We start from the raw sequence: 7,014 nt of genomic DNA on the forward strand, positions 1-7,014 counted from the left end.
GCTCAAGACTAGAGACTGGTCACTCCCTAAGGCAGGATAGAACGGCGCTCCGTCACGCGGTCGCTTTGCTGCTGGCGATCCGGGCTGACGGCCCAAGCCTCGAAGATGAGCTCAGGGACGCCAGGGGGGATGGTCATGCGGGTGAGGGCTTGCCACCGCCCCTGCTCGTCGCGGGAGAAGTCCAACAACCACCGGGGGCCATCCACCAAAGAGCGGGTGTGACCGTGCTTGACCCAAAACTTAATCCACAAAGGAGGCTGAGCGGTGGAGCTACTGGCAGAATTGACGGAAGCCGGCAAACGCAGCACTACATCGAAGTTGTCACCTGCCCGCAGTTGCTCAGGCACCACCAGTTGCGGCGCCGGGCAAGCTCCCGGCACCTGCGGGGAAAGAGGCGAGGTTCCCGGACTGGCGGCGGCGAGCGGTGGCGGCGGAACCGCCTCCTCGCGAGGTGGCTCAGGTTGGGGTGGTGGAGAAGAGGATGAGATGGGCACTGGCCCAACCTCAGGTTGGGCGGCAGGTTCGGGCGCGGTGTCTGCTAGGGAGGCTGGGAGCTCTTCTGGCTGAAGCGGGCCCAAAACTTCTCCAGCCTCCTCTTTTTCCGCAGGGGCGCTGCGCTGCGAGATGCGCAACAACTTCTGCAGGGTGCGTTCGGGGGACAGCAAGGGTGAGGGCGGGGAAGAACTGCCGGCTGCGGCTGGCGTTTCTTCTTGCCGCTGCTGACCGGCAGGGATCCCTGGGGAGGGTGGGAGGACTTCCCCCTGGCCGCGACAGCGAACGGAAAAGGAGATCCGCAGCGGCTCTGGATCCGACCAGGAAGAGGGAGTGAGGCGCAGTTCCCCCCGCAGCGGACGGCTCCAGGTATGGCTCGGCAGGGTGATGGGAATGCTGAACACTGCCGTCCGGGCTTCAGTCGGAAATTGAATCAGCCGTTGCCCCTCGAAAACCGGGCTCTGCTCCCCTTCATCTTCTTGCCAAACTCGTACCCGCAGCTCGCCACTACAGCCAATCCGCCCCGTCACCACCAGCACTTCCCCCGGAGATCCCTCCAATTCGCTGTGCATCAGGGAAAACAGCTCTGGCGGGATGGCAACCTCTTTTTTCTGAGCCAGCTCAGGAGGTTCAGACGCGACTTCTTGGGCCGCCGGGGATAGTGCCTGTTTCCGCTGCACCGGGGCGGGCACAACCTGGAAGCGCAGGCAATTGTTCAGCTCCGCCTCGCCAAATAACTCGGCGATCAAATCGGCATCTCGGCAGTGCAACTCCCAAAAACCAGGGGCGAGGTGGGTGGCCGGCAGGATGACGCCGATCCCCTCCTCGTTGGTGCGAACAGAACGGGTTTGCATGAGCGAGGCGGCTGTCTTGGGGTTGGCTACCGCTGGGGATCCGCTATTTTCGGTCGGCAGAGGGCGCTGGCGGACTTCCACTGTGATGGTGAAGTGGGGCTGGGGAGAACGGGCAACGATGGTGTAGGTGTCCTCTTCCAGAATGGCTCCCTCGGCTGGTACCGGCTGCCAGTCTTCTCGGCCGTTGCGCCGCACCCAAAAACTCAACATCGCTCCCTCACCTCTGGGACACCAAATACTTCACCAGGTCAGCTTGCAAGAGGGTTTGCTGCTGCCCCGTGGGCAAGTGCTTGAGCTGCACCTCCCCGGCCGCAGCTTCCGCATCCCCCAGCGCGACAGCCCAGGTCGCACCGCTGCGGCTGGCCCGCTTGAACTGCTTGCTGAAAGCGCTGCCGCTCAGATCCAGCTCGGTGCAGAAGCCGGCTTGGCGCAGAGCTTGGGCAATCTGAAGGGATTGGGCCTCCGCTTTGGCGCCGCGGGAGATCACGTAAACCTCGACCGATGTTGGCGGAATCTCCTGTTGTTTCTTCTGCAGCAGCAAAACCAGCCGCTCCAGGCCGATGGCCCAGCCCACCGCCGGGGTGGGAGGCCCGCCCAGCTCCTCCACCAGACCGTCGTAGCGGCCACCCCCACAGACGGTGCTCTGGGATCCCAGCTCCGGCGAGACGATCTCAAAGGCGGTGTGGGTGTAGTAGTCCAGGCCGCGCACCAGGTAGGGATCCAGCTCATAGGGAATGTCTAGGGCTTGGAGATGGGCCTGCACTTGCTCGAAGAAGGCCCGCGAGTCAGCACTGAGGTAATCGGGCAGCTTGGGCCCTTGTTCAGCAATGGTGCGGGTATGGGGATCCTTGCTGTCTAGAATGCGCAGCGGGTTGCGGGTGAGACGCTCTTGTGAGTCAGGATCCAGCTTCTCCCGCAAGGGAGTGAGGTAGTCCACCAGGGCCTGGCGATAGGCCCGCCGATCCTGCAGATCCCCCAGGGAATTGAGCCGCAAGCTCAGGTTCTCCGCCCCCACCGCTTGCAACAGCTCCCAGGCCAAGGCGATGACTTCCGCATCGGCGCGGGGATCCCGGCTGCCCAGCAGCTCTACCCCCAACTGGTGGAACTGGCGTTGCCGCCCCGCCTGGGGACGCTCATAGCGAAACATCGGCCCACAATACCAGAGGCGTTGCACATCTCCAGCCATTTGCAGCCCGTGCTGAATGTAGGCCCGCACCACGCCCGCCGTGTTCTCGGGACGCAGGCTCACCTCTTGCTCGCCACGGGTGCTGAAGGAGTACATCTCCTTGCCCACCACGTCAGTGGCGCTGCCAATGCTGCGGGCAAAGAGCTCCGTCAACTCCAGGATGGGGGTGCGAATTTCTTGGTAGTTGGCCCGTCCCAGGATCTCTCGGGCGCTGGCTTCCACCTGCTGCCAGAGCCGCACCTCCTGCGGCAGAATATCTCGGGTGCCCCGCACCGCCTGGATCATCTCCATGCCTGTTCTCCCCCGCCCAGAACCACGGCTTGCTGCGCCAATGGTCGGCGTCAGTTTTTTCCTATCAACTCAATTATCGATTATCGGCTATCGGCAGCCGCGTTCCCCATTGCCGACGGGGCAAGCTGAGCCTGAGCTAAACCCCAACAGGAGTAGGTGGCGGCCACTTGGCTGCTGGCAGCCACAGCGGCGGTGGTGGAGCGCAAAATGGTGGTGCCCAGGGAAACCGGCACTCCGCCATGGGCTTCCGCCTGACGGCGCTCGGCCTCCGTCCAGCCGCCTTCTGGGCCGATGGCCACCGCCAAGACGGGATCCCTCTCCGAGAGCCTCAGCTTCGGCAGGGCTTGCAGCAGGAGGGGAGCGTTCTCCCGCGCCACAGCAATGCCCCACCAATCGGCTTTGAGCTCGGCCAGCCAACTTGTCCAAGGGGTAGGGGGATCAACCTGGGGCCAGCGCAGCCGCTCACATTGTTCGGCGGCCTCCTGCACAATTTTCTGCCAGCGTTCCCGCCGGCCCCATCCCGGCTCCACCACGGTGCGCTCCGTCAGCAGAGGGGTAATGCGCGCCGCTCCCAGCTCGGTGACCTGGCGAAACACCTCGTCAAACCCCGGCCCCTTGACCACTGCCAAGCCCAGATGCAAATAAACGGGCAGCTCCCGCGGCAGCGCCTCCACCTCGCCCATAACCTGGGATCCCTGCGGCTGCCAATGGGCCAGCCACAGCTTGCCGGAGCCATCCAAAACCAAGAACGGATCCCCCGGCTTGAGGCGGCGCACCCGCTGCAAGTAGTGCTCTTGCGGGCCGGTTAAACGGAGAACACCGCCGGCATCCCGTTGAGCCGGGTCGATGGCCAGGCGGGGCAGAGAACTCAGGTCATGCGTGCGTTCAGACAGCACCATTCTCCCCGTCGCCAGAGGGCTGCCACCGCCCATTCGTTGGCCTCCAACATCTCCGCCACCAACTTGGCCTGCTCGAGGAGGATACCGCTGAGGATCAGCCACCCCCCCTTTTTCACCACCAGGCCAAACTCTGGGATCATATCCAGGATCACGTCCGTCAGAATGTTGCACACCAGCCCGTCCACCATCTCGGGAATGTGCTCCAGGCTCCCCTGGGCCACCACAATGCGATCGGTGAGGCCGTTGAGGTCGCGGTTGTGGAGCGTGGCCTGCACCGCCAGCGGGTCGATGTCCACCGCAAACACCCGCTTTGCCCCCAAAAGAGCCGCCGCCACCGACAAAATGCCCGATCCACAGCCCACATCGGCCACTGTTACCCCCTCTGTGCCCGCCCCCAGGCGCATCTCCAAAGCCTCCAGGCAGAGCTGGGTGGTGGGGTGCGTGCCCGTGCCAAAGGCCATGCCCGGATCCAGCCGCAACAGGAGACGACCGGGATGGGGGGGGGGATCCAGCCAGGCCGGACAGATGAGCAGCTTGTCCCCAACTGGCTCGGGCTGCCAGTGCTGCTTCCAACTGTTGCTCCAATCCTCCGCTTCTATGCGTTCCCAGCGCAGTTTGGGGATGGGCTGGCCAGCCACAAGGGCGTCTTGCCGCAGGCGCAGCGCCAGAGCGGCCAAATCCAAAAGGGTGGCGCGGAACCAGGGCAAATAGGCGTGAATGCTGATTCGATCTTCGCCATGAGCCTGGCTGGCCATGCCCTGACAGCCAAAGCTCTCCAGCCGCCAAAAGATCTGATCCTCCTGGGCAGGGGAAGCGATGATGTTGAGAGCCCACCAGGCCCCACCGGGATCCGGCGCTTGGGCAGGCGAGAGCAGGCTGGGGTCGGCAACGGTTGTGCTCACGGGGATCCCTTCAACAAACCTAAGGAAAACCGAAGTTTTGGCTAACAGAATAGCGCTCCAAGTTGCCAGCAGGCTAGCACTTAATCCAGCACTCTATATCAAAAATTGCAGTTCTCCCCTCAATTCATAGTTTAGGCTTTAAGAGCCTGCCCCACTGTTCCTGGTTGGTCTGGGATTTGAAGGCGCACACCCGTCGGCTTGGCAGCGACGCAGGGATGGACTTCCCCCCAATTGGGGGATGGCCCTCAGCGGTTCCTTGGATGCCCAGCTCGGCCTTGTGAGATAGATTAAATCCAAAAGCATTGAACAAGAATTGGGTACAGCGTTGACGTGCTTTCCAGCCTCAGTGATTTTACTGATAGATGAGGTTTGGCCGGGGCATGCTGAGTAACGATGGAGAGGAAGCAATGCAGGCGGCAAAGTCGATGTCAACCGAGCAGTCAGCGCAGCAGCCGAAGGTGGCTCCTCTTGCCAGAGGGGAAAGGGCTGGCCACGAGGATCCCCAGTCGCTCGCAGTCAGCACTCGCAAGCACTCCGTCCCGCTGGCGCGAACGGCTCTCATGCAGCGCTTTAACCGCAGCTTTCCGCCTTTTTATAGCCAGTTCGTCAGCAGCGAGGTGCAGGCTCAAAATCTGCGCTTGGCCTATGCCCTCTACCAAACCCGCAAGGCCGTGGTACAGATGCGGGACGAGCGCAGCAAGACGGTGGTTTGTCTGGCCTATCGCAACCGCCCTTCTCTGCTCAGCGACCTGTTTGGGGTGCTCACCGCTTTCAATCTCTCGGTGCACGGCATCCACCTTTACGGGCAGATCTACTCACCGCACTTGGTGTTTATCCGCGTCACCGTCTCGCGCGATGGCCACAGCCTTTCTGCCCAGACCAAGCTCAACCTAGAACGGGCTATTCACGAGTGCTTGGCGGGGGTGTTTCCCGTTCACGAAACCTTGGCGCTGGAGTTTGATCTCAAGGCCGGCTTGAAAGACACCCAGGTTTCTTTTTACTTTGACCCGGTGTTTCATCTGCCCACGCTGTTGGTGGATGTGGACAACCAGCCGGGCGTGTTTTACCGGGTGATGACCGCTCTGGCGCAGGAGGAGTTGACCGTTGTTCACCTCAATCTGATGCTCCGCCGCAAGCAGACGCGCTTCATTTTCTACTTGCTGGGGCCGGATGCAACTCCAACCCTGCCGGAGTTCCTAGGGCAAAAATTGGCGTTGAGCATCCAGCAGCGGCTGCAAGGGGATCCCGTCTAATCGGCACTAGATCTGCATAGGACTGGGGGGCAAATCGAAAAGGACGGTGCTCAGGTAGCGCTCGGCCCAGGCGGGGCCAAAAGCTTTTTCCAAAACGCGGCGGGTGCGGTCGTTTTGCTGTTGTTGGCTGCAGTAGCGCTGCTGCCCTTGGTAGTGGGCCAGGATCTGGACAGGATCTGTCTGCGGGGGGATCTGTTGCGCCAGCCGGCAGTGGATTTCCAGGTAACGGCAGGCAAAATACAAAAAGCGGTCGGCTTCCGCCTCATCGCCGGGCCGGATGAACAGGCAGTAGGGAGAAAAAATCGTCCCCCACGGCGGCAACTGGCGCCGGTTTTGGAAAGGGGCGAGATGAGCTCCCAAGGCTTCCAGCTCTTGAATGTAGGGATCCGGCAAAGTGGGGGTGACCGGCGAGAGATCGACGATGGCGGCGCTCACCTGGCCGCGGCCGGCCACAATGTCACAGCCAAACAGCGGCAGCGGGTACTGCGGCTGCGGAAACATGACGCAGTGGAGGATATCCAGGCTTTGCCCGGCCTGGGCCAGCTCCAGGTGCAGCTTGCGAAAGGGATCCCCTTGGTAGCAGCGGTTTTCGATCTGCAGTTTCTCGCCTTCCAGGCGGCCCTCCACATAGCCCAGCTCCGCCGGCAGGGCATAGGGAGCCAGGCTGAGGTGGGATCCCCAAATGCTCAGAATCGCCTCCGAAAGGCGCTGGATGAGGGGATGCAGTTGCGCTTGCAGAGCAGGGGCGGTGAACATGGGAGCCAAGAAGACCGGTTAAGCGACAAGTCCTCGAAAGCCCTGCCGGGCCAATCCGCAAAGGTGCCCTCCTGAGATCCAGGTTTCAGGAAGCTGAGGTGGGACTTAATAAAGCGAGGGATCCCAGCCAGTCCAGGGCTGCCGGGGGCTTTGGCGGAGGTGGAGAGGGCCGGATGCTGACCCTAGCGGGCGTTGGCAGCGTTGAGCGCCATTGGATTGATCGAGGACGGAAGGGGTGGGATTCGAACCCACGGTGACCTTGCGGCCACAACGCTTTTCGAGAGCGTCACAATCAACCACTCTGTCACCCTTCCAGTCTGCATAGGGCTTTACCATCTTAGCGGCAAACGGGCTATCCTGCCCGGATCCCCTCTCGTGGAA

The 7,014-nt window shown here is 62.2% G+C and carries 6 protein-coding genes and 1 tRNA gene; 1 reads left to right on the top strand and 6 read right to left on the bottom strand.

Annotation, left to right across the window (positions count from 1 at the left end; all coding sequences use genetic code 11):
- Positions 1–26: 26 nt before the first annotated feature.
- The 4 genes from NW809_RS09485 to prmA form a co-directional block, all read right to left on the bottom strand.
- Positions 27–1,556, bottom strand: a complete 1,530-nt coding sequence (locus NW809_RS09485) for a hypothetical protein (RefSeq protein WP_011431289.1) — start codon at positions 1,554–1,556, stop codon at positions 27–29.
- A 7-nt stretch (positions 1,557–1,563) separates the two neighbouring features.
- Positions 1,564–2,823, bottom strand: coding sequence for a histidine--tRNA ligase (gene hisS / locus NW809_RS09490; protein WP_414402007.1), 1,260 nt, complete (start codon positions 2,821–2,823; stop codon positions 1,564–1,566).
- Between the two features lie 80 nt (positions 2,824–2,903).
- On the bottom strand, positions 2,904–3,722 hold the full coding sequence (locus NW809_RS09495) for a 16S rRNA (uracil(1498)-N(3))-methyltransferase (RefSeq protein WP_011431287.1): 819 nt from the start codon (positions 3,720–3,722) through the stop codon (positions 2,904–2,906).
- Positions 3,692–4,597: a 50S ribosomal protein L11 methyltransferase gene (prmA, locus tag NW809_RS09500; protein WP_049749840.1), complete on the bottom strand. Its 906-nt coding sequence runs from the start codon at positions 4,595–4,597 to the stop codon at positions 3,692–3,694. Before prmA ends, NW809_RS09495 begins: the two co-directional genes overlap by 31 nt.
- A gap of 452 nt (positions 4,598–5,049) precedes the next feature.
- Between prmA and NW809_RS09505 the strand changes: the two genes are divergently transcribed.
- Positions 5,050–5,877 (top strand): hypothetical protein, encoded by an 828-nt coding sequence (locus NW809_RS09505; protein ID WP_414402008.1) that lies wholly within the window; start codon positions 5,050–5,052, stop codon positions 5,875–5,877.
- A 6-nt stretch (positions 5,878–5,883) separates the two neighbouring features.
- On the opposite strand, the gene NW809_RS09510 is transcribed toward NW809_RS09505, so the two are convergent.
- Positions 5,884–6,633 carry a phycocyanobilin:ferredoxin oxidoreductase gene (locus NW809_RS09510; protein ID WP_099812816.1) on the bottom strand — a complete coding sequence of 250 codons (750 nt, stop codon included), beginning with the start codon at positions 6,631–6,633 and terminating at the stop codon, positions 5,884–5,886.
- Between the two features lie 227 nt (positions 6,634–6,860).
- Positions 6,861–6,947, bottom strand: a tRNA-Ser gene (locus NW809_RS09515).
- Between the last annotated feature and the right edge of the window lie 67 nt (positions 6,948–7,014).

The organism is Synechococcus sp. WC101 (genome assembly GCF_047461555.1).
In the GTDB taxonomy this organism is placed as follows: domain Bacteria; phylum Cyanobacteriota; class Cyanobacteriia; order Thermostichales; family Thermostichaceae; genus Thermostichus.